At 65.2% G+C, this 4,055-nt stretch carries 3 protein-coding genes; all 3 read left to right on the forward strand.

From position 1 onward, the window contains the following. A partial coding sequence (locus VBE63_RS25495) for a conjugal transfer protein TraF (protein ID WP_323685808.1) occupies positions 1 to 945 on the forward strand: 945 nt, incomplete at its 5' end. Next, the gene (locus VBE63_RS25500; protein WP_323685809.1) at positions 945 to 2,369 is read left to right on the forward strand and encodes a conjugal transfer protein TraH; all 1,425 of its coding nucleotides are present in this window, start codon (positions 945 to 947) and stop codon (positions 2,367 to 2,369) included. The genes VBE63_RS25495 and VBE63_RS25500, both read left to right, overlap by 1 nt. A gap of 10 nt (positions 2,370 to 2,379) precedes the next feature. After that, positions 2,380 to 4,055 (forward strand): conjugal transfer protein TraG N-terminal domain-containing protein (locus VBE63_RS25505; protein ID WP_323685810.1); only part of this gene is annotated, 1,676 nt, incomplete at its 3' end.

A 4,055-nucleotide genomic window follows, 5' to 3' on the forward strand; every position in this document is an offset into this window, starting at 1 on the left:
CGCTTCTACGAGCGCAGTGCCGAAGGCTGGTTCTGGTACGCCGAGGAGCCGCCTGAGCCTGAGATCCCTGAGCCGGAACCGCAACCGCAACCAGAGCCGGCCCCCGTACCCGAGCCACCGCCACCGCTGGCCCAGCCATCACCACCCGCTGAGCCAGCCCCCAGTGCCACCAGCGGCCCCGCGCCACTCTCCGCCGCCTGGCTGCGCGAGAACCTCGAGCGCTACCGTGATCAGGCGATCGATGATCCCTCGCCGAACAACGTCGCCCTCTATCTCTATCTGCAGCGCCTGGTGCTCGACAAGGCCGAGCGCTTCGCCGAGGCCACCCAACGCGCGGTCTGGGCTGATCCGCTGCTCGATGAGACCACCCGCCGACCGCTTGCCACCTTTGCCGCCAACCTGGCCAACCGCGAGGCCGGTGTCGCCCGGGAAGCGGCACTGAACCTGATCGCCGAGCAGGCCGGCCTCTGGTTCTTCTACCGTGCTGACTGTCCCTACTGCGAGGCGCAGGCGCCGCTGCTCAACCTGTTGACCAGCCGTTATGGGCTGTCGGTGCGGGCGATCGCGCTCGATGGCAGATCCTTGCCAGGCGGCTTCTTCCCGAGCTTCGCTACCGATGCCGGCCAAGCCAAGACCCTTGGCGTCGTCTCTACTCCGGCGCTGTTCCTGGTCCGGCCACCCGATGGCGTGGTCCCCATCGCCCAGGGCGTGCTCTCACTCGCCGAACTGCAGGAGCGCCTGGTGAATGCCGCCACCGAGGCCGGCTGGATTCCTGCGCACTGGCGTGAACGCACCCGTGCACGGATCACCGACCTGCGTCTCGACGGCACGCCGCTCCAGGATGCTGAACGGATCGACGACCCCGATCAGCTGCTCGAGCGTTTGCGCTCGCGCGCCGTCCTTCCATCGCTTCCGCCTCTGACTCCTACTCCTGGAACCCCCTAATGCGCGCTGTCCCGCTTCTCGTCTCCTCGTTGTTCACCACGCTGGTCTTGAGCGTCCCGATCCCGGCCCAGGCCGACCTGGCCGGCGAGCTGGATACGATGTTCAACAGCCTGGTCAACGTCACCGATCCGACCGCCCATCTGGGCCAGCGCCGTGGGGTGCTCTCCGGTGGCTCGGTGGTGGCGCGCAATCGGCTGATGAACACCAACCTGGTCAACGTCGTACCACCGAGCTTCGAGGCCGGCTGTGGCGGCATCGACCTGTTCGCCGGCAGCTTCTCGTTCATCTCCCGTGATCAGCTGACCCAGCTGTTTCGCTCCATCGCGTCGAATGCCGGGACCTACGCCTTCAAGCTGGCCCTGGATTCGATGTGCCAGAACTGCGGCCAGGTGATGGACTCGCTGCAGAAAAAGATCCAGGCCCTGAACAGCCTGTTCGCCAATTCCTGTCAGTTGGGGCAAGGCGTGGTCAACGATGTGGTCGATGCCTTCGACACCCAGCACAAGATAAAGCACTCCGAGGCGTCCCTGGTCCGGGGTCTCGGTGATGTCTTCGAGAGCTGGTCCTCGGTGACAGGTGAGGACCCCATCGCCCAGGTCCAGCGGGCTGATCCGGACTACGCGAGGACCGTGCTGCAAGGCAATCTGGTCTGGCGGGCCTTGAAGACCGAAGGCGTGGCCAGCTGGTTCGGCAGTGGCGATGACGCCCTGCTCGAGGCGCTGATGTCGGTCACCGGCAGTGTCATCGTCGGTCCGCTGGAAACCAGCCCGGACGGGCAAGGCAGTAACAACCGCATCACCCCGTTACCGGCGATCCTGACCCTGCGTGATCTGCTGCATGGGACCACGGATAGCTCAGACGTTCGGGTCTACCGCTGCGCACCCAGCCGCGATGCCGACGGCTGTCTGGCGCCAACCATCCAGACCCTCAGTCTGGAAGGCATGATCAGCCGGGTGCGGAACCTGCTGATCGGCGATGCCGGGAGTCCCGGCCTGATCGCCAAGTTCCGTCTCGGCACCGATGACTTCTCCGCCGATGAGCGCGCCTTCATGCAGCAGGCCCCAAATGGCTTGGGCGGGGCGGTGGCCAATCTGGCCCGCACCGATGAAGGCACGGCGGTGCTGTTCGCCGAGCAGGCGGCGCCGGTGATCGCTTTGGAACTCGTTCAGCTGATGCTGCATGACATGGCGCGCGCGGTCAGCGTCTCGACGACGATGACCGACAACGCCTATGCGCGGCTGTTGCGCGAGCAGATCGCGGAGGCCCGCGCTGAGATGCGCACCGAGGTCGAGGTGGTCAGCGCCCAATACGGGTCCGCCCACGAGCAGCTGGCCTATTACACCGACCTGCTGCGCTCGGCCAAGGCGACGCCCTATTTGAGCGTCGAGCAGGCTCGGGGCGGTCGGCTGACGCCGGAACATTAGGAGGCACGCCATGTTCGAGATCTACTCCATTGGCGATGCCGCCTTTCTGACCCAGATCCTCAATGCGGTGGCGGCGCTGACCGGCACGGGCGATTTCCGCCAGCTGATCGCCGTTGGATTGGCTGTGGGTGTGATCATCGGTCTGTTCCAGGGCTTGGTCCAACAGACGCTGCAGATCGGGCGCTTCTTCATCGCGCTGTTGGTCTATCTGCTGGCCTTTGGGGCCTCGGTCTCGGTGACCATCGAGGATGGTTATAGTGGCGCGGTGCGGGTGGTGGACAACGTCCCGGTCGGACCGGCCGCGGTCGGCTCGGCTTTGTCCAATGTCGGTTATGGGGTGACCCGACTGATGGAGCAGGCCTTTGCCACCCCGGCGATGACCGAGCATGGCTTTGCCGATGCGCTGCAGACGCTGACCAGTGTGCGTAAGGCGACGCTCTCCAGAGCCACCCTGGGCGCGGCCAATGAGCCGGTGCCGGGGTCGGACGTCGAGCGGACATTGGTCAGCTATGTCGCCGACTGTGTGCTGGCCGATGTCGATACCCAGCGCCGGACCCTGGATGCGGTGATGAAGGCGCCGGATCTGACTACGGCGCTGGCCAGTAGTAATGTGGCCTTCACCACGGTGTTCATCGAGGCCGGCCGCGCGGTGACCTTGCCCTGCGATCAGGCTTGGCGGCGGATCGAGACCTTGCTGCCATCGTCCTTCATCCCTGCGCTCAAGGAGACGCTACAGGCCCGTTTCGGTGTCGCCAGTGTCACCGATGTTGATGCCAAGCTGAACAACGCGCTCGATGCCCTAGCCGGTGCTGGACGCGATGCGCAGCAGTTGATGCTGATGTCAGCGGCACTCGGCTGGCTGGAGAAGGGCATCGTGCTCACCCACGAGAACCGGCTGCAGTGGTCAGCAGCGACCACGGTGCAACAGGCGATCGCCCAGCGCAACGCGCAGTGGGCGGCTGAGCAGGCGCTGTTCCTGAACATCGTGCGTCCGATGCTGACCTTCTTCGAGGGCTTCATCTATGCGGTGGCGCCCTTGATGGGTTTTGCCATTGCGCTCGGGCCGTTTGGGATCAGCCTGGCCGGCAAGTGGCTGCTGTTTGCGCTCTGGACCCAGCTCTGGCTGCCGGTGCTGGCGATCACCAATCTGTATCTGCTGATGGCGGCGGGACGGGATCTGGATGCCTTGGCCAATACGGCGAATCTGGACCCGTTTTCGTTCTACGGGCTGATGCAGCTCGATCAGATCCTGCAGGATTATCTGGCCACCGGTGGTATGTTGGCGGCGGCGACACCGGCGATTGCGCTGATGCTGATCTATGGCAGCGCCATCACCGCGACGCCTTTGGCCGGGCGACTGCAAGGCAGTGACCAGATCGCCGAAGGCAACCTGGCACCGCCAGTGATGACCACAGCGCCGGCCTTGGCGATCAGTTCCGGGTTTCAGAGTACGCCCTATGCCGGCACCACGGCGCTGGGGGCGGAGAATGTGCTGCCGCGTTTCGAGATGGGTACGCAGGCGAGCCGGGAGGTGGCGCGCACCGAGCAGGCGCTGAGGCAATCGTCGCAGCAGTTCATGCAGAGTCTGGGGCAGTCGGCGACGCGCTCGGCCTCGCAGAGTGGTGAGTCGTTCGAGCAGCGGGCGCTTGGCTTTGAGTATTCGTCGAGTGCCAGTGCGACGGATCG

The organism is Lamprobacter sp. (assembly GCF_034860625.1).
GTDB lineage: Bacteria > Pseudomonadota > Gammaproteobacteria > Chromatiales > Chromatiaceae > Lamprobacter.